The organism is Bacteroidales bacterium (assembly GCA_021157585.1).
GTDB lineage: Bacteria > Bacteroidota > Bacteroidia > Bacteroidales > UBA12170 > UBA12170.
In genome coordinates, this window is sequence record JAGGWH010000103.1 from 20830 (window position 1) to 39955 (window position 19126).

Sequence of the window (19126 nt, forward strand, 5' to 3'; positions counted from 1 at the left end):
TACAAAGAATCTTAAATATTTTATGACTATCGCCGAATAATTGCTCCTAAATCTTTTTCAAACATCTGGATAAACCTTTTCATCATCTTATCAATTTGTTTATCATTCAATGTTTTTTCGGAATTTTGCAGCAAAAAGCTTATAGAATACGATTTTTTCCCTTCACCTAATTCTTTCCCTTCGTAAATATCAAATAAATTTACCGATTTTAAAATTCTCTTCTCTGCTTTATAAGCTAAAGCTTCGATAGATTCAAATTTAACTGTTTTATCCAAAACGAGAGCTAAATCTCGACGAACAACAGGAAATTTAGGGACTTCCTTAAATTGAATATCATATTGCTTAACCGCCTTCAAAATATTTTGCCAATTAAAATCGGCATAAAAAACGGCTTGTTTTATTCCAAATGATTTTAATGTTTTCGGACTAAGTTCGCCAAATTCAACCAATGGCTTATTATTAAACGAAAAACGTAAACCTTCAGAAAAGTATTCTTTAATCTCCGTATCCACCGACAATGCTAACAGGTTGAATTGAAGCTTTTTAAGAATATGCTGAACAGCTTGTTTTAAATCATAAAAATTAACTTTATCGGCTTTATTTGACCAAGATTCAGGAGCTTTTTTACCCGTCATTAGTAAAGACAGATGTTTTTCTTCTGAATAGCGCTTCTCGACTTTCTCTGCATCAGGGCTTACCAACTTATAAGACTTACCAAATTCATAAATCTTTAGATCGGGATTTTTACGATTAATATTGTAAAGAACAACTTCTAAACCTCCATACATTAATGATTGACGAAGAATGTTTAAGTCGCTACTGAGAGGATTTAACATTTTAACACTTTGAAGAGCATCAAAGTCAGGATTATTTTCATAATAAACGCTCTTTGTTAAAGAGTTATTCATGGTTTCGGCAAAACCATTATTAGACAAATAATCGGAAATCAGGTTTTGAAGCTTTTCTTTATCCGGTTTCTTACCATAGGAAAGTGCTGAATGAACACTTTCGGAGAAATCGATATTATTATATCCGTAAATTCTCAAAATTTCTTCAATAATATCTGCTTCGCGAGTAACGTCAACTTTAAATGTTGGTATTTCAAGAAGTAATCCGTTTTCTGTTTCTTCAAGAATTTTAATATCTAAATCTGTTAATATTGTCTTTATTGTTGCTACCGGAATCTCTTTTCCAATTAAACGACTAACATTTGAATATTTAATACTTACCTGCCAAGGTTCAATTTTGTTTGGATAAACATCTTTAATCTCACTGCTAATATCAGCATTTGCTAATTCTTTAATTAAAATAGCCGCTCTTTTAAGTGCATAAGTGGTAATATTTGGATCGGCACCTCTTTCGTAACGAAAAGAAGCGTCAGTTTTTAATCCGTGAAATTTAGCCGTTTTACGAATTCCTGTTGGCTCAAAATAAGCACTCTCGAGGAACATTCGTTTTGTTTTCTTAGTAATGCCGGAACTTAATCCTCCAAAAACGCCGGCAATACACATTCCTTCTTGAGCATTGCAAATCATTAAGTCATTAGCAGAAAGCTCACGCTCAACTTCATCTAAAGTAACAAATTTACTTCCTTTATCTAACTTCTTAACTATTACTTTGTTTCCTGTAACAGCATCTGCATCAAAGGCATGCAAAGGCTGTCCGGTTTCATACATTACAAAATTTGTAATATCAACTATATTATTAATTGGACGAATATCGATAGTTTTTAGAGCATTTTTAAGCCATTCTGGCGATTCTTTAACTTCAATATTAGAAAGAGTGAGTCCTGAATAACGAGGACAAGCCTCGGTATCTTCTACAATAACATCAATATCGAGATTGGTATTATCAATTTTAAAATCAGTTACATCCGGAAGAATTAATTTGCTATCGCGATTCCCGTATAATTGATTAAAAACAGCCACTAAATCGCGAGCAGATCCAATGTGAGAAGTAGCATCGGAACGGTTGGGAGTTAGACCAATTTCAAAGCGATAGTCGTCTTCAACTTTAAAATAATCCTTAGCATATGAACCTATCTCAGCACTATCATCCAAAACCATAATTCCATCGTGCATACTTCCCAATCCAAGCTCATCTTCAGCACAAATCATTCCTTCGGAAACCTCTCCACGAATTTTAGATTTTTTTATTTTAAATGTATTATCTCCATCGTATAAAGTTGTTCCTACAGTTGCAACAGGGACTTTTTGTCCGGCAGCAACATTAGGAGCACCACAAACAATTGGCAAAATAGTACCGTTACCTATATCAACAGTTGTAATGCTGAGTGTATCTGCATTTGGATGCTTCTCACAGCTCATTACTTTTCCAATTATAATGCCTTCTAGTCCACCTTTAATAGATTGCACGCGCTCCATCTTTTCTACTTCCAAACCACAATCTGTTAATATTTCGTCTAATTTTTCCGGTGTTACATCAAATGCAATATATTTTTTTAACCAATTATAGGATAAGTTCATTTGTATTTTCTTTTTTTAATATGATTAGCAGCAAATTGAGCTCTAAATTTAGAATTCAATTTTTACAGATTTCGACTGCAAAATTAGTAATTTTTTCGAGACCAAATAAGGATTACAATGGAAGTTACTTGAGTAAGTTCGATTACTAAAAAACCAGGAAATACTAGCTAATTTCTATCCAGTTTCTACCTTTATTTTCTACTTTCTGAAGTTCTAAAGCTGTTTGTTTATTTTCCGGCAATTCAAGATGTGGATCTGCTTGAAGTAATTCAATGGCTTTCTCTCTTGCAAACTTAAGTATTTTCTCATCTTTAACTAAGTCGACAATTTTAAGATCAAGTATTCCGCTTTGTTGTGTGCCGTGCATATCTCCGGGACCACGCAATTTTAAATCAACGTCAGCTATCTCAAATCCATCTGTTGTATCAACCATTGTTTGCAAACGCTTTTTACCGTCTGCTGTTAATTTATAAGTCGACATTAAAATGCAATACGACTGCTCCGCACCACGTCCTACCCTACCTCTCAACTGATGTAATTGCGAAAGCCCAAAACGCTCTGCATTTTCTATAACCATAACCGAAGCATTAGGCACATCAACTCCTACTTCAATTACTGTAGTTGAGACCATTATCTGAGTTTCGCCATTTACAAAACGTGCCATTTCAAAATCTTTATCGGCAGGCTTCATTTTTCCATGCAATATGCTGACCTGATATTTTGGACGCGGGAAGTCGCGAACTATGCTTTCATAGCCATCCTCTAAATCTTTTAAATCAAGCTTTTCTGACTCTTTAATCAGAGGATAAACAACATAAACTTGTCTTCCCTCCTTAATCTGCTGACGCATAAATCCAAAAACTTTCAATCTGTCCTTATCATAAAAATGATGTGTTTTAATTGCTTTTCTTCCGGGAGGCAGCTCATCAATTACAGAATAATCCAAATCGCCGTATAAAGTCATTGCCAGAGTACGAGGAATAGGAGTAGCAGTCATTACCAAAATATGAGGAGGAATAATGCTTTTACGCCAAAGTTTTGCCCGTTGAGCAACGCCAAAACGATGCTGTTCATCAATAACCACAAAGCCCAATTCTTTAAATTGTACAGCATCTTCAATTAAAGCATGGGTACCGATTAGCAGATTCAATTTTCCACTTAACAAACCCTCACGTATTTCCCGACGCTTTTTTGTTTTTGTGGAACCCGTTAACAATTCAATCTCAATACCTAAACCATCTAGGAACTCTGAAATACCGTTATAATGCTGATAAGCAAGAATTTCTGTTGGGGCCATCATACAAGCTTGAAACCCATTATCAACAGCCAAAAGCATCCCCAACAAAGCAACTAATGTTTTGCCGCTTCCTACATCACCTTGCAACAACCGGTTCATTTGCTTGCCGGAACTCATATCTACTCTTATCTCACGCATCACTTTTTTTTGAGCATTAGTCAATTCAAAAGGTAGGTTCTCAGAATAAAATCGGTTAAATTTTTCACCAACTTTTGTAAATATGTGTCCTTTTATTTTTTCTGTTCTAATCAACTTTTGCTTTAACAATCGGAGCTGAAGAAAAAATAATTCTTCAAGTTTAAGGCGTTTTCTTGCAGATTCGAGTTGCTTAAGATTTTCGGGATAATGAATTGCATATATTGCTTGTTCGCGAGAAACAAAACGATACTTATTGAGTAATGATGGAGGTAAATTTTCTGTAATTACTCCACTTTTTAATTTCAAAGCAGAGTAAATTATCTTAGCAATACCCTTAGAATCGAGACCACGACGACTTAATTTCTCAGATGAATTATAAAATGGCTGAAGCTTAATGTTAACAACATTTTTTTTCTCAGTATCAATAAGTTCTATTTCGGGATGAGTAATATTAAAACGTTTATTAAATAACGTAGGTCGCCCAAAAACGAGATACTCCTTACCGTATATCAATTTCTCTCTAATCCATTTAATTCCGGCAAACCACACTAATTCAATCTGACCGCTTTCGTCTTTAAGAGTAACACTTAGACGTGTCGACCTCCCACTACCTAAAGTCTGAAGATTAAAAAGTTTTCCTTTAATCTGGACAAATGGCATATCCTCGCGTATCTCGCGAATAGTATATATTTTGCTTCTATCTATATAACGAAAAGGGAAATAATAGAGTAAATCTCCCAGAGTATGAATACCCAATTCTGTTTTGAAACTACTTTCTTTTGCAGGTCCAACACCTTTTACAAATTTTATGGGAGTGTTCAAAAATTGATCCATTTACAAAACAAAAATAATAAATAAAAGGCAAAAAAAAACTCCACAGATGCGGAGTTCTTTTAAGTTTATATTGAGCAGACTAATATTCCCACATTTCTTGTTCCATTTCAAATATTTCGCTTTTAATTCTATTAGACTCTAATAGAGCATCTTTTCCTCTTACATATTTAGAAATTTCACGATCGTAAACATTTTCCTCTTTATATACAAAAGAAGAAAAAAGTCTTTTCCAGAATACATCATCATAAGTTAAGCGAGCACCACCATTTTTACGATTAAATACTACCGACTTAGCCAATACAGGTCTGGCATCGGGGAAGTAAATCCAAAATAACTGACTCGATACTTTTTTTCCATCGGAAGCATCAATATATTCTCTAACAGGACCTAAGCCCAAAATACGAACCATCATTTGAGAGCGTTGCTTATCAAAATACCATACTTCCTTAACTTTTAACTTAACAACTTCACCATCCTGATATTTTTCAGGGTATGTTTCTAATTGTTTAATTACATTTCCGGCAGGATCTGTTGAATCTTTTAAAACCATAGAACCATTAAGTCTATAATTTATATCATCCCAAGTAAGAGGAACCGTAAATTCATCATCAACACGATCATCATAAGCTGTTAACTCTCCTGCTTTTAACGCATCCAGTATAGTTGCTATAAAACTTTTCCATCCAATATGTGCTTTAATAGGGTAATAAAAAGGCTGGTTCATTTTCTCACGAAAATCGATAACTTGCCAAATACGCTTTTTATAAATCACATCAGCTTGACGCAATGGAGGATAAGGGACGGGTTTTTTAAATTCTACATGAATCTCATCAAACACATTATCTCTTGGTGTATTTACAGCGTTCTGCGAGCTTCCCCCAATAACCTGAGCAGAAACAGATATACTAAAGCTGAAAACAAAAATCCATAGATATTTTAATATATTTTTTTCCATTATAAAAATTATTTTAGCGTTATAACCATTGAAGGAACTGTACTATTCTTCTCCGGACCTTTAACTTGTATATTCTTAAAAACTAAATCAGTACCTCTACGTGCTTTTTGTATATAATCTATCATTTCTCTTGTTAACCTAAAACCATTCCCTGCAAGATTATAAACCTCCCCATTCGGTTTAAAGGCTCTCATGCTAAAGCTCAGAACTTCATACTTATATTCAAAATTAACATCTTCAGGAAGATCACACAAAAGATAAGGGCCGGCAATAATATCTCCCCTAGTAATCTTCTGATCTTTTGTCATTCCTCTTATGTATGTGATAGGTAGAGGTAAGTTCTTTAATCTAAATACTTGTTCCCCTAACTTAGTACGGGTATTTTTTTCGCCTTTAGCATAGATAGTAATAGTTGTTTCACTATGAGAAGATGTATTGCTTACATCAACAATAAAACCTTTGGGGGTTCTCTTTATTTTCCCAACACTAATTTTATAATCAATCCTATTTTCCGGAATACCTGCTGCAGATATTTTAATAGGGTTATCTACACCACGATAAAATACATTCATTTTAGTAGCAGATACATTTGCTGAAGGTTGAGCAACAGTAAACTTATTGGAAAAAGTGTAATATTGCTTTTCTCCGGTTGGATCTAAAATAATAATCCTACCGGCAAAAGCATATTCTTTGGGAGACAAACCACGAGTTGGAATACTCATATGTACTATTCCACTATCGCCCACAATAAGCTTTGCGTTTGACGCAAAATCATCATGCCATTCGGATGCCCCCATTTTATACTCAACTGTTGGATTATTCTTTTCATCAACGGCAGCCACAAATATTTCTGCTTTATATTCATCACCTTGAAAAACGTAAGCAGAGGGAGCTACTATTTTTGCTTCTATTTTGCTAAACTTAAAATCTTTAGCAGTAATATCCTGAGCCAAATAATTTACAATATCAAATTCGGCATTTCTTGCTTCTGCTGCTATTTTATTAAAAATTGTAATATCAGCAGCTAAAATTGTATGATTAAAATTATAATATACCCAATCAGTTGTAGTCGATTTATCAGCTTGTATAAATTTACCTTCTGTAATAAGACCTATATTAAATGAAGCACGTCTATCTTCCGGAACAAAAGAAAGCAAGTCCTCACGATATTGGTTAATTCTTTTTTCCAAAGTATAGCCTTCGCCTTTATCAAGGTCAGAACTACCAACTAGGTAGTGTGTTGGGCTAGAATAGTCATCAATCTTTTTAATATCTCTGAGAGTTATCTTCTTAAGAGAATCATAAGTAATACCATCTTCTCCTCCAACTTTTATTCCTTCAGAGTGAATAATGGTATTATACTTAACACTATCAAGATAGCTCATAAAAGCATTTGAAATTGTACGAACCTTCTGGGCATTTTCCCAATAAGGTGCTACTTTATCCGGATTAAGACTGTATTGTTTTTCAAATTCTTGATATGTTGAATTTACTTTAGATGTGAAATTTTCATTTGTAATTACCAAACTTTCATTTACGATTCTAAAGGCTTCTAAAATTTCTTTAGATACATTTAGTGCTAACATAGCTGTTAGTACCAAATACATCATTCCAATCATTTTCTGCCGCGGCGTTTCTTTAAATCCTGCCATAAGCTATTTTGTTTTTCTCAAGTGCGTAAATAATAATTAAACCTGTGGTGTAACAGTCATGGCAGACAACATATTGCCATATACCTTATTCATCGCTTCCACATTTTTCGTTAATGATTGTACGCCTTCTTGATATTGAGCTGTTGTTTCAATTGAACGATTCAAGTTATCTAAAAATTGTGTCATAGATTCTTGAATTTTTGTTGTTGACTCAACTTGCTCGTTAGACGATTGTAGTTGTAATTCATAAACGGCATTTAATGCTGACAAATTACTTGATATCTTTTGTAATTCCTCGTTATAATTAATACCATCAACAGCAGTAAAATTTAATGCTTCTGCCGATTGACGCATAATATCGATTGATTTTTTATATTCTTCTGCTAAGGTACTAGCTGAACTAGCTGCTTCTTGAACTTTATTAGAAAATTCACTTGAAGAGGCCAAATCATTATTCATTGTTTCAGCGGCTTTACCATAAGCTGATGATAAAGAAGAAGCGGCTTCACTTGCTCCCAAAATATTAGCATGATATTGTTCCGAAGCTTCAATATCTTGACCTAATACTTCACTAGCTTTTTCATAAGATGAAGTTAAGTTGCTTACAGATGAACTAGCTGTTTTAACATTTTCTACAAAAACAGTATTAGCTTCAGCAGCATCGGCCATTTGATTAATATTACTGGCTGTTTGACTTAAATTCCTTAACCCTTCGCCTAAACTTTCAATAAGGGCACCATCAATATTGGCTTCCGAAAGCAAACCATCGAGTTGTTGCGAAACAGATAAATCTTCTTCTTCCTCATCATCCAGAAAACTAGGAAAATCATCATCGCCCATAACATCCATACCATGGTACATACCAGCCAATTCAGGATATACCAGACTCCAATCAGGTTCAACATGTGGAGGTTCAAATGCAGAGAAGAAAAAGATTACAGCTTCTGTGGATAACCCAACAAATAGCATTTCGTTAGCTCCAGGGATATGAGTAATTTTAAATAAAGCCCCAATAATAACTACAGCTGCACCTATACCGTAAAGCTTTGCCATAAAATTTTTAAAGCCTTTACTTCTAGTTAATTCCTCTAAATTCATAATTCAATGGTTTTGTTAATTTTTAAATGGATTTATTATCTATATACTTCCGAAGCATGTTTTGAATCACCGGACATTCGGCCAAGATAAGTTTGCATACATCTAAAACCGATATACGATTTTGCAGTATCTTGATATTCATACTGACGAGCAGTTACTTGCAAAAAGTAACCAATATCTTTCCAACTACCACCACGAATAACTTTTTTCTTCATTTGAGGAGGATCTTCTTCACGAGCATTATATTCGTAATTCGGATTCATATCCCAAGAAAAGTTAAAAGATGATTCATCATAAGCACTTAAAGTCCACTCTGCAACATTACCGGACATATCATATAATCCCCAGTCGTTTGCAGGATAATGGGCAACAATAACAGTCTGAATACCACCATCAGCAACGTAATTACCACGTTGCGGTTTAAAATTTGCAAGGAAGCAACCTCTATCATTAGTTAAATAAGGACCTCCCCAAGGATAAGGATTCATATCCCAACCTCCACGAGCAGCCCATTCCCATTCAACTTCAGTGGGTAAACGGAATTCATTAACGGCAACTCGACCTTTTTTGGAAAGATGAGCATTCATTAATTCTGTACGCCAATATGAAAAAGCTTTTGCTTGTTTCCAGTTAACTCCAACTACGGGATAATTATCGTAAGTTGGATGCCAAAAATAATTTTTTGCCATCGGATCGTTGTATGAATATGCAAAATCATGAATCCAAGCTAAGGTATCAGGATAAATGTTAATTTTTTCTGTTCGAATATATACACTTCTATCCTTAAAACCGGTTGGGCGATTCGCAAAACCACCCCTATCACTTGGAAGATCAGAACCATAAATGGCATATCCTCTATTATCTTGATGGTATTCTTTTTTAGAAGCCGCTAAAAGGTCAATCCAAAAATATTCATACACCAATTTTCGAGAATCAATTTGTTTTTGTCGATAAAAGCGTTCATTATCGGGAATAAACATTTCTTCCAACAAAGCCTGAGCATTAGGATCCGGATTAGCGGGATCAACAGCATCAGTTACTTCCCAATCGAGTTTAGTATCCCAATTAATTGGTCGTGTTTTCAACTCATCCTCAGTAATTGTTTCAGGATCATCGTCTTTATACAGAGTTCTGTACTCTTTTGCTAACTCAGGACTTTTCTCGGCTATCATTGTTCGAGCTATTGAATCGCGCACCCAGTTTACAAACTGGCGGTACTCATTATTAGTAATTTCCGTTTCATCAATATAAAATGATTGCACAGAAACAGTTTTTGGCTCGTGAACTTGTGCGTAGGGAACATCTTGATCACTGGCACCCATTGTAAAAGAACCTAAGGGTACAAAAGCCATCCCATAAGGTGCTGATTGATAAAAAGATGTTCTTTTCTGAACGCCAATTAATTCTCCTTTGCCTGAATTTTTACAAGCCGAGAAAGCAAGTATCACAAACAAATAAACAAATAATTTTTTCATATTTAAGTAGTCTTATTGGTCTTAGATTAATACCAGAAAACATAGCAAATCTAACACAAATATATTAATTTTCTATAAATACCTTGTATTTTTATAACTCTTATTTCCTTTTTCTATTTCAATTAAAAAACGATACCCAATCATTAACTCATGTGAACCCCCATTTTTTAGTGGCGTAAGATTAATTTCGTATCCATAACCAACACTAAATTGCCTATAAAATAACCCTGCCAATAAACCAATGGCACTTTGACTCCTATAGGTAACGCCACCCCAAAACTTTTTATTGTATTCTCCTATTATTCCAAGATTTATTTGAATAGGAACTCCGGCTGTATAAACAGCCATTGCAGAAGAATGAAAGGTAATTCGAGGAAGTTGACGTAAAGCGAAAAAATAGCCTCCATGAAGATAAATATTGCGTGTTAGAGATATTTTCCCTCCTTCTAAAACCATAGTCCCTTGATTTAACTGGGTAGTTGACAAGCCAATATAATATCGACCTTTTTCCTCATAATAAAGACCAAAGTCCATATTAAAAATCATACCGCTTTCATCGTCAGTCCCAATAAGCAGAGGATCGTCTTGCACATTAAAATAAGAATAATTAATTGCCTTATTAATTAAACCTACACTAAGCCCTATACTTAATTTACCTTGCCAAAAGTTAGTTCTATAAGCGTAAGCCAATTTCAAACCCGTTGATGAAAAAGGTCCTATTTGATCGTTAATAATAGTGGCACCAACACCTCCTTTTAAAAAGCTTAATGGAGCATGTATATTTACAAAGAACGTTTCGGGAGCACCGGACATTCCTACCCACTGCTGCCTCATCAATCCGTTTAACTGAATATCCGGCTTACTTCCAACAAAAGCAGGATTATATACTGCTTGCTGAAACATAAAATGCGTAAAAGTCTGTTCCTGTTGAGCTTTCGCTTCTCCAGCCAAAAAAATCACACCAATGAAAAAAGCAATTATTTTCAGCCTTTTAGTCATATATTCATAAGAAATTTTATACACGATTTAAAAGCCGTAAATGTAACATTTTTTCCCTTGTTGTTTATGCCTTTTTTGGCTTCAAGAAGTTCTTAAATGCAATTTTATATACATATATACTCTTTTTACAGAATATAGTTTCAACTATTGGCAGATCAAAATAACTCTTTGAATAATTGGGGAAAAAAATTCACTTTTATATCGTATCAATTTTTACTTTGTTTTTAACATTGAATTAACGTTATTTTTTATTGTTTAGTGTTAAGCAAGCTATTCTATTTTTTTACTTTTGCAGCCATTTTTAAATTAACATCAAAATGGCCTTTATAACAAAAGAAAAATTCTTATCAAAAGAGTGGTTCAAAGTCTACTCTTTAATCTTGATTGGCACCTTTATTATGGCTGCAGGATTCGTGCTTTTTATAAGCCCTTATAAACTTGCTCCAGGTGGCGTTTATGGTATTGCCATTATCTTGCATCACCTTTTTGGTTTTCCAATTGGCTTAACGGCTCTAGCAATGGATATTCCACTCACTATACTAGGCATCAAGATTTTAGGGCCTCGTTTTGGTATCAAAACAATAGTTGGTTTTTTAGCCACTTCTATTTGGGTTTCTCTATTAGAGTGGACTTATGGTTACGAACCTTTAGTTGAAAACGACGCCTTACTGTCGGCAATATTTGGGGGAGTATTAATTGGTCTTGGTTTGGGACTTGTTTTTAAATCGCGAGCTACTTCCGGAGGATCAGATATCATAGCCATGATATTTGCTAAATATATACATTTACCTATTGGGCAATTGATGATTATGGTAGATTCGGCTATTGTATTGCTTGGACTTGCCGCATTTGGGAAATGGGAGATTCCACTTTATTCCTGGATTGTTATTTTTATTAGCGGAAAACTAATTGATGTGGTTCTTCAAGGATTAGATTATGATAAAACACTTTTTATAGTTTCTGAGCAACATGAAGCCATAAGAAATAAAATACTGACCGATTTAAATAGAGGAGGAACTATTTTAAACGGTGAAGGCATGTATAACGGCTCTGATAAATCCATCATTTTTACGGTAGTTAACCGCCGTGAACTGGCTATATTGAAGGATTTTATTCATAATGTTGATCCCAATGCCTTTCTTACAGTCCTTAATGCAAACGAGATTTTAGGCGAAGGTTTTAAACCACTTAAGGATACCGAATAAAAAGTCATTCCGATCCGTCGACTGACGGAGAAGAATCTCTCCAATAGTAGCAAGAGATGTTTCGACTGCGCTCAACATGATCAGGATAGAAGCAAATTATTTTACAGCTCTTTTTTTTATTCCACCAAAGTCATTTCATCAACCAAATGACCTGCTCCGGCAAACTTGTCTATAATAAATAAACAATAGCGAATATCGAGCGAAATATTACGACATTGATCAGGATCGTACATTAAATCACTCATAGTTCCTTCCCAGTTTCTATCGAAATTAATACCTATTAATTGTCCATCGGCATTAAAAACAGGACTTCCTGAATTTCCACCAGTCGTATGATTAGAAGCAGTAAATCCAACATGAATACTTCCATCTGCATCTGCATAGCGACCATAATCTTTATTTTTATGCAATTCTTTTAATTTATCCTCTACAACATAATCATAAATATCGGGGTCTTCTTTATCTAAAATCCCATCTAAAGTTGTAAAAAATTCATATTTAACCGCATCTCTGGGTTTATAATCATCAACAAAACCATAGGCAATACGCATAGTAAAATTTGCATCCGGATAAAAAACCTTTTCAGTATCGTATTCCATTTGTAGTTTCATATAGTTTCTACGTAAGGCAATGGATTGATACTCCAAATCTCTAATTTCTTCACTAATTTTACGTCCATAATCACTAAAAGACTTAGCCAAAACAAAAACTGGATCTTTGGTCATTTTCTTTGCTCCTTTTTTTGTTGGATTATTTAAAAAATCCTCCACAATACTTTGATTAACAAACAAAGTCTTCTTCATCATTTTAGCAGAAAAGGCAGTGAAATCACTTTTATATTTCAGCTGAATATCTTGTAAAGCTTGAGGAAGTTCAGTACTTGGATAAGCGGCTGCAAATTCTTTTAACAAATCTGCAGCTATTTGTTCATCAATAGCCACAACATAATTCTTATAAAAAGATTTGGTGTATGCCTTTAATCTTTCACTTGCCTTTTTTATTTTTTCCGCATTGGGATTATCTTCATTTACTAGATTAACTAAGCCTCTAAACTGATTGGCAAAACTTACTATTTCTATTCCCATACCTGCTTCGCGATAATATTGATATTTTAAACGGAGCGGGGTCATATCGGCATACAGTTTTCGGAACGACGGAATTAAATCACCATATTTACTTTTCCTATCTGTATCAGCATCAACCCAAGACTGAATATTCTCTTCAAGATTTTGCTTGACAGCGATAGCATCTAAACGTTTAATTCCTTTATTCTCTCCTTGCCATTTTTTCCAACCATTTGCAATAGATGCTACTTTTCTCGCATACTGAATACGCACTTTTGGATCGGCATTCTGAGCGGCTTTCATTGTATTTAATCGTAAACCACGCATCTTTATACGAACAGGATTTTCTACTTCCGTGATTAGTTTTATTTCATCAGAAGGAAGGTATTCTTTAGTGGTTCCCGGATAGCCAAAAATAAAAGTAAAGTCGTCTTTTTTTACTCCTTTTAAAGAAATGCTTAAATGCTTTTTAGGTTTATAAGGTACATTATCTTTAGAATATTTTGCAGGACGATTATTCTTATCAGCATAAATTCTAAAAACAGAAAAATCACCTGTATGTCGTGGCCACATCCAATTATCGGTATCGCCACCAAATTTCCCAATATCAGAAGGAGGAGCACCTACCAAACGAACATCGGTAAACACATCGTATACAAATAGAATATAACGATTACCGCTAAAAAACGGCTTAATAATGACTCTATTTCCCTCAACAATAGGTTCGTCAGCAATCATTTGCTTGATATTCTTATTGATTTGCTTTTGACGATCGGCTTCTTTCATATCCTCAGTAACACCAATCAAAACGGAATCGGTTACTTCGCGCATTTGCACTAAAAAAGTTACTGTTAAACCCGGATTGGCTAATTCTTCCTCTCTATTCATAGCCCAAAAACCATCTGTTAAATAATCATGATCTATAGAACTATGATTTTGTATAGCACCGTAACCACAATGGTGATTGGTTAAAACCAAGCCTTGATCCGAAACTACCTCGCCCGTACAACCTCTACCAAAAATTACAACGGCATCTTTCAGACTAGCCTTCGAAATACTAAAAATATCTTCGGCAGTAATGTTTAAGCCCATCTTTTTCATTTCAGCTTCGTTCAGCTGCTGCAAAAACAGAGGAACCCACATCCCTTCTTTTGCATATAAATCTATTTTTGCTAGACTGAGAAATACAAAAAGAACAATTATTATTTTTTTCATAATCAAAAGATTTTATTTAAACACTTTAATTAAGCACCTAACAGTTTGATTATCAGGTACACAATATATTTTTTATTTCCGTTGTGCGACAAGGATAAAAGGAATAAACTTTTGAGATCCCTCGACTTTAGCTCGGGATCAGTTCAGCTAAATGATTTTAAAATTAAAATCATAGTTTCACTGACTTAACAGCTATAGTTTCTATTTCAATCATCACACTCAAAGGCAATTCTTTAACAGCAAATGCTGCTCTTGCAGGATAATTTTCAGTATAATAAGAACCATAAACTTCATTCATAGCAGCAAAATTTGCCATATCGCTTAATAAGCAAGTTGATTTAACAACATCCGTAAAACTATAACCTGCTTCATCTAAAATTGCAGCAATATTCTTCATTACTTGAATAGTTTGTTCTGTAATGCCACCTTCGACTAATTTATTTGTAGACGGATCGATAGGTACTTGACCCGAAATATATAAGGTTCCGTTTGCCTCTACAGCTTGACTGTACGGACCTAAAGCTTTTGGTGCTTTTTCTGTATAAATAATTTTTTTCATGGTAAAATATTTAGTTTATGAATATGCGAAATTATCAAAAGAATACGAAAATAAAAATTGAGCAAGTCGGAAAAGCCTAGTTATCCAAATGCGATTTTTTCTTTTCTAATTTTAAATCTTTAAACATCGACGATTTAATATTTATACCAAAATTCCAACTCTTCCAAGTTCCAAGAGGTATCCAACTAAAACGCATTTCCCAACAGTGCAAATCGCGATAAATATCTAAAGAAGTATAAGACAGCTTTTTATTTTGAAAATCATAACCCGAACGAACACTTACTTTCCAAGTAGGTGTTAATTGCACACTCCCGTTAAAGCCGAGTGTTTGAATAATTTTAGTCTCCTTATCTAAAACATAAGCCACATAATTATGATTACTTACATATTGAAATGTATAGCTAATCGACATATTCCATGGCATTATTGGCTTAGCAGCAGCTTTCTTCTTGTCTCCCTTTTCTGATTTTCCTCCCTTTTGTGTTTTATCTTTTTTAGTAAAAGTTTCATTATTTAAGCGCAGATTTATACCCGCTCTCCAATTGGCATTATCCAAACGGAAAATTCTTTTGTTTACATCCCACTCAAACCGGTTTAAATTTTGTGTTCCTGCAGAGTCTAAAATGTATGGGTCAAGAGCACTGGAATAGCGTAAATCCAAATTCTTAAATAGTTTTGTTCTGGCACTAATAATTAAAGGAGCCCAACGCAAACTGTCTTTAGCCATATTATAATTGGTAGATAATGTCAGATTATCAATCAAAACAACTTTTTTTGTACCCGTAATGGTATCATTTCTATCTCTAACTTTCATCTCAAAATTATTTGAAATGTTAAAGTTTATACTCCCTGACCTTCCTGCCATAGGTCCTCCGTAAATAGCACCATCAAAAATGGAATATTGAATAGAATCCTTTCTTGCTGCATCATAATACGACTTATAATAGCCATACTTCTCATCGCTAAAATCCGGACGATAAGTAAACGATACCGAAGGTGTTAGAACATGACGGATGGCTCGAACAGGGAAATTTTCCCCAAAGGAATACATTCCGTACAAACGAGTATTAAGACTTGAGGATATGCTATAATCATTTGCCGCTTTAAATCCATTAATAGTATCCGAAACAACTATTCCCTCTACGGTTCCATCTTCAGTAATATTTTCTATTTCAAATGATTTATGATAAGATTGCATATACCATCGCGATGTTAGCGATGCACTATTTGTCCAGGTAAAATATTTCAACAGTTTAATAGTACTTGAAATTGGAATTTTGTGTTGCATTCCATTTTTAAAATAAGCCATCATTTTAGGTTGAAACAACATACTATCAGGCATAAGTGCTGTATTACGAGCCGACATACTGTACTTTAATGAAATATTGTCGTACCATTTTAAATTACCCACTTTTCCTTTTTTACGGAAAGGGTAAAATTGTGTTCCCGAAAGAGAAATTTCAGGCAGAGTTAATTCAAAACTTTTGTTTCTTGTGTTTTGTCTATGACCTAAGTTGACATTTAAAAACCACTTTTTATTAAAGTTAGTAGAATAGTTTATACTGGATTGAAAAGTATTGGTAAGCTTACTTTCAAATGTATTTTTTATTTCAAACTGGTTAAATGTACTGGTTACAATATTTACATTAGCAGAGAATTTACTATTAGGTCTTGCCTTTGCATCTTGATTATGTGACCATTGTATTTTAAAATCACGAGAACGTTTATAATCAGGAGAGCCTTCAGTTCCCAAAATATTAATAGCATATTTAAAATTAAACGATCCTGAATAGGCATACTTTTTCACATATCTAACATTAGGATTTAAAGACCAACTCCCTCTTGTATATATACTTCCCTTTAAACTAAGGTCAAAATAATCACTTATAGACCAATAGTATCCTCCATTCATAAGGTAATACCCTTGTTTGGTAGACTGTCCGTATGTTGGAACCAATACACCTGATCTTTTCCCACTTTGATTAGGAAATAAACCAAACGGCAAAATTAAGGGAGTAGGAACGCCCTCTATTTCAAAAACAACCGGACCGGTAATAATCATATTCCCCGGTATTACCTTCGATTTCTTAAAGCGAAAAGCATAATGAGGTTGTGGAAGTTGGCAGGTTGTATATCTTCCGCCTTGTATATAAGTGACATCATCGGCCATTTTCTTAATCTTATCACCTAAAAGAAAGCCATCACCCTCTTCTGTTTTAACCCCGGTAATTATACCTACTTTAGTATCAAAATTATATCTTAATTTCTTGGATTCAAACGATTTATCATTTTCCTTAAATATAGGAGCCCCCTCTATTTTTCCTTTTTCATTTTCAACTCCTTCCGAAAAAATCTCACTCTTATTAAAATCAATCTCAACATAATCTCCTTTTAGATTAATTTTTCCATAATCAATAACTCCCTTTTTAAAAAGGTAAACTTTATGGTTTTTTATATCGAATCGTAAAGAGTCATTTGAATTATATTCCACTATACCGTCTAAAGACGATGACTTAGGAGAGCCGTTCAGACTATCGGATAAAAGGCTGTCACTTTGGATTATATTTGAGGAAACATTCAAACTATCTGCTAACACCTCCTTATTATTAAAAGCAGCTTTTTCAATTAAACTGTCAGATTGAATATTCTGATAATCAGATAATAGATTATCATTATCAAAAGATAATAATGACTCTCCAAACGCAATGTTTGCAGTTAAACTTAGTATAAATGCAAATGCACAAAACCAGGTTTTAAAATATCTTGTTGATAAAAACGTTAACAATTTGTTCTATATCTATTTAGGAGAAGCTTCTTATTCAATAATTTTAGCACCAAAACTAAGGAAAATAAACAAACCTAAGCTAAAGAAAGCGTTAAAAAAATGAAAGACATTTTAAAAAAAAATAATCGTTATTTCTCTATTTTTAGTGATTTACCTCTCATTCTTATCATTTTTCTTACACTCTATAGCGTTGACACTCAAAGTCAAAATCTAGTTGATCGTATAGTAATTGATGCCGGACACGGTGGAAAAGATCCCGGAGCCTCAGGAAAACATAGTAGAGAAAAAGATATTGTACTATCTATTGCATTAAAAACAGGGAAACTAATCAATGAGAACTTAAAAGACGTAAATGTTATTTACACACGTAAAACCGACGTTTTTATTCCTTTAAATACTCGTGCAAAAATTGCTAATAACAGTAAAGCCGATTTATTTATTTCTATACATTGCAATAGTAACACATCTTCTCAACCAAAAGGTTCAGAAACATATGTTATGGGAATGCATAAAAGCGAAGCAAATTTAGAAGTAGCTATGTTAGAAAACTCAGCTATTTTACTGGAAGATGACTATAAGATTAATTATGAAGGCTTTGACCCCAGCTCAACGGAAAATCATATTATTTTTAACTTTTTCCAAAACAGTTTCCAATCACAAAACTTAGATTTAGCAACTACTGTTCAGTCACAATTTAAAAGAAATACTGCTGTAAGAGACCGAGGAGTTAAATCTGCCGGCTTTTGGGTTTTATATAAAACTACAATGCCTGGAATTTTAATAGAGTTAGGTTTTTTGAGTAATCCTATCGATGAAGCATATTTATTATCAAAAAAGGGACAAAATCAAATGGCAAAAGCCATTTATAATGCTATAAAAGATTACAAAACAAAACATGATGCTTTAGAACTGCAAAAACTAAGCAAAACTACAGATAGAACACTTAATACAAATATTAATAGCAAAAAGAACGAAAAAGTATCATTTAGAGTACAATTCTTAAGTTTAGCTACCGAAAAAAAACTTACAGGCAAAAAATATAACAAGCTTCCTGATATAAAAACATATTTCTACAAAGGAATGTACCGTTACACCAGTGGCGACACTCACAATTATAATGAAATTATAAACCTTCAAACCGAAATAAGAAAAGCCGGCTTTAAAGACGCTTTTGTTATTGCACTTTACAATGGCCAGAGAATAAGTATTGCTAAAGGAAGAAAATTAAGTGGACAATAGATTTATAAAAAAATAAGCTAAACTAACCCTTCATTAGCTTTTTTTAACTAAAAGTTTAATCATGGTGAGCATTATTAGCTTAATTATTTTGCATCTTTGCAGTAATAAAAAGTCTAAGACTGAAT

General features: G+C 33.7%; 12 protein-coding genes. 2 read left to right on the plus strand and 10 right to left on the minus strand.

Annotated elements, in window-relative coordinates; genetic code table 11:
* Nucleotides 1–26 precede the first annotated feature (26 nt).
* The 7 genes from J7K39_07045 to J7K39_07075 form a co-directional block, all read right to left on the minus strand.
* Entirely contained in the window at nt 27–2486 is a 2460-nt protein-coding gene (locus J7K39_07045) for a phenylalanine--tRNA ligase subunit beta (GenBank protein ID MCD6179643.1), read from the minus strand.
* A gap of 163 nt (nt 2487–2649) precedes the next feature.
* On the minus strand, nt 2650–4755 hold the full coding sequence (gene recG / locus J7K39_07050; GenBank protein ID MCD6179644.1) for an ATP-dependent DNA helicase RecG: 2106 nt from the start codon (nt 4753–4755) through the stop codon (nt 2650–2652).
* A 79-nt stretch (nt 4756–4834) separates the two neighbouring features.
* On the minus strand, nt 4835–5710 hold the full coding sequence (gldN, locus tag J7K39_07055) for a gliding motility protein GldN (GenBank protein ID MCD6179645.1): 876 nt from the start codon (nt 5708–5710) through the stop codon (nt 4835–4837).
* Nucleotides 5711–5718: 8 nt separating this feature from the next.
* A complete protein-coding gene (gene gldM / locus J7K39_07060; protein ID MCD6179646.1) occupies nt 5719–7362 on the minus strand; it encodes a gliding motility protein GldM in 1644 nt (547 codons plus the stop codon).
* Between the two features lie 36 nt (nt 7363–7398).
* Entirely contained in the window at nt 7399–8460 is a 1062-nt protein-coding gene (gene gldL / locus J7K39_07065; protein ID MCD6179647.1) for a gliding motility protein GldL, read from the minus strand.
* A 35-nt stretch (nt 8461–8495) separates the two neighbouring features.
* A complete protein-coding gene (locus tag J7K39_07070; GenBank protein ID MCD6179648.1) occupies nt 8496–9935 on the minus strand; it encodes an SUMF1/EgtB/PvdO family nonheme iron enzyme in 1440 nt (479 codons plus the stop codon).
* Between the two features lie 72 nt (nt 9936–10007).
* On the minus strand, nt 10008–10934 hold the full coding sequence (locus J7K39_07075) for a type IX secretion system membrane protein PorP/SprF (protein ID MCD6179649.1): 927 nt from the start codon (nt 10932–10934) through the stop codon (nt 10008–10010).
* A 317-nt stretch (nt 10935–11251) separates the two neighbouring features.
* Here J7K39_07075 and J7K39_07080 point away from each other — a divergent pair, with 317 nt between their 5' ends.
* Nucleotides 11252–12139: a YitT family protein gene (locus tag J7K39_07080; GenBank protein ID MCD6179650.1), complete on the plus strand. Its 888-nt coding sequence runs from the start codon at nt 11252–11254 to the stop codon at nt 12137–12139.
* A 116-nt stretch (nt 12140–12255) separates the two neighbouring features.
* On the opposite strand, the gene J7K39_07085 is transcribed toward J7K39_07080, so the two are convergent.
* The 3 genes from J7K39_07085 to J7K39_07095 all read right to left on the minus strand — a co-directional run bounded on the left by J7K39_07085 (nt 12256) and on the right by J7K39_07095 (nt 17762).
* Complete coding sequence (locus J7K39_07085) at nt 12256–14418, minus strand: S46 family peptidase (protein MCD6179651.1); 2163 nt, start codon at nt 14416–14418, stop codon at nt 12256–12258.
* Nucleotides 14419–14587: 169 nt separating this feature from the next.
* The gene (locus J7K39_07090) at nt 14588–14977 is read right to left on the minus strand and encodes a RidA family protein (GenBank protein ID MCD6179652.1); all 390 of its coding nucleotides are present in this window, start codon (nt 14975–14977) and stop codon (nt 14588–14590) included.
* Between the two features lie 76 nt (nt 14978–15053).
* Nucleotides 15054–17762, minus strand: a complete 2709-nt coding sequence (locus J7K39_07095; protein MCD6179653.1) for an LPS-assembly protein LptD — start codon at nt 17760–17762, stop codon at nt 15054–15056.
* A gap of 138 nt (nt 17763–17900) precedes the next feature.
* On the opposite strand from J7K39_07095, the gene J7K39_07100 reads away from it, so the two are divergent.
* Nucleotides 17901–19001, plus strand: a complete 1101-nt coding sequence (locus J7K39_07100; GenBank protein ID MCD6179654.1) for an N-acetylmuramoyl-L-alanine amidase — start codon at nt 17901–17903, stop codon at nt 18999–19001.
* The last annotated feature ends 125 nt before the right edge of the window (nt 19002–19126 follow it).

What these genes read in the sequence shown, in the direction of transcription:
- J7K39_07045 (MCD6179643.1), bottom strand. Translation starts at nt 2,486, where the DNA reads ATGAACTTATCCTATAATTGGTTAAAAAAATATATTGCATTTGATGTA.
- recG (MCD6179644.1), bottom strand. Translation starts at nt 4,755, where the DNA reads ATGGATCAATTTTTGAACACTCCCATAAAATTTGTAAAAGGTGTTGGA.
- gldN (MCD6179645.1), bottom strand. Translation starts at nt 5,710, where the DNA reads ATGGAAAAAAATATATTAAAATATCTATGGATTTTTGTTTTCAGCTTT.
- gldM (MCD6179646.1), bottom strand. Translation starts at nt 7,362, where the DNA reads ATGGCAGGATTTAAAGAAACGCCGCGGCAGAAAATGATTGGAATGATG.
- gldL (MCD6179647.1), bottom strand. Translation starts at nt 8,460, where the DNA reads ATGAATTTAGAGGAATTAACTAGAAGTAAAGGCTTTAAAAATTTTATG.
- J7K39_07070 (MCD6179648.1), bottom strand. Translation starts at nt 9,935, where the DNA reads ATGAAAAAATTATTTGTTTATTTGTTTGTGATACTTGCTTTCTCGGCT.
- J7K39_07075 (MCD6179649.1), bottom strand. Translation starts at nt 10,934, where the DNA reads ATGACTAAAAGGCTGAAAATAATTGCTTTTTTCATTGGTGTGATTTTT.
- J7K39_07080 (MCD6179650.1), top strand. Translation starts at nt 11,252, where the DNA reads ATGGCCTTTATAACAAAAGAAAAATTCTTATCAAAAGAGTGGTTCAAA.
- J7K39_07085 (MCD6179651.1), bottom strand. Translation starts at nt 14,418, where the DNA reads ATGAAAAAAATAATAATTGTTCTTTTTGTATTTCTCAGTCTAGCAAAA.
- J7K39_07090 (MCD6179652.1), bottom strand. Translation starts at nt 14,977, where the DNA reads ATGAAAAAAATTATTTATACAGAAAAAGCACCAAAAGCTTTAGGTCCG.